1 tRNA gene and 2 rRNA genes are annotated in these 977 nt (G+C 48.4%); all 3 read left to right on the forward strand.

Features of this window, described 5'->3' with window-relative positions:
• Positions 1 to 282, forward strand: a 16S ribosomal RNA gene (locus tag A9178_RS18290); the annotation flags it as partial.
• A 77-nt stretch (positions 283 to 359) separates the two neighbouring features.
• Positions 360 to 432, forward strand: a tRNA-Ala gene (locus A9178_RS18295).
• A gap of 236 nt (positions 433 to 668) precedes the next feature.
• A 23S ribosomal RNA gene (locus A9178_RS18300) occupies positions 669 to 977 on the forward strand; the annotation flags it as partial.

Raw genomic sequence — 977 nt, forward strand, 5'->3', positions numbered from 1 at the left:
AAACCGTGAGGTCAAGCAAATCCCATAAAACCATTCTCAGTTCGGATTGTAGGCTGCAACTCGCCTACATGAAGCCGGAATCGCTAGTAATCGCGGATCAGCATGCCGCGGTGAATACGTTCCCGGGTCTTGTACACACCGCCCGTCACACCACGAGAGTTGGTAACACCCGAAGTCGGTGAGGTAACCTTTTGGAGCCAGCCGCCGAAGGTGGGACCAATGATTGGGGTGAAGTCGTAACAAGGTAGCCGTATCGGAAGGTGCGGCTGGATCACCTCCTTTCTAAGGAATATTACGGAAACATACTGTGTTGTTTGTTCGGTTTTGAGAGAGTAATTTCTCTATATTTTTTTACAAATGGGGCCTTAGCTCAGCTGGGAGAGCGCCTGCTTTGCACGCAGGAGGTCAGCGGTTCGATCCCGCTAGGCTCCACTTTTTGTACCTTGAAAACTAAATAAGAGTAATTTAAGACATCAATCAAAAGGCTGAAGCGACTGTTTAACGACGTACGTACTGGACTGAGCCGCAGGAGATAAAGGAAACACGATGAACGGATGTGAATCGATGTTGACTTATCGCACGGAGGTGAAGGAAGTACGCTAGTCGTTAGGAGCTGAAGCTAGTTTTAAAGCAAGGCTATATATAGCACGCTTATTCATTGTAAACTTAGTTAAGTGAATAAGGGCGCACGGTGGATGCCTTGGCACTAGGAGCCGATGAAGGACGGGACTAACACCGATATGCCTCGGGGAGTTGTAAGTAAACGTTGATCCGGGGATTTCCGAATGGGGAAACCCACTGTTCGTAATGGAGCAGGACTTATACTTTAATACATAGAGTATAAGAGGCACACCCAGGGAACTGAAACATCTCAGTACCTGGAGGAAGAGAAAGCAAATGCGATTTCCCAAGTAGCGGCGAGCGAAACGGAAACAGCCCAAACCAGAGAGCTTGCTCTCTGGGGTTGTAGGACACTC

The organism is Oceanobacillus sp. Castelsardo, from assembly GCF_001659985.1.
In the GTDB taxonomy this organism is placed as follows: domain Bacteria; phylum Bacillota; class Bacilli; order Bacillales; family Amphibacillaceae; genus Oceanobacillus.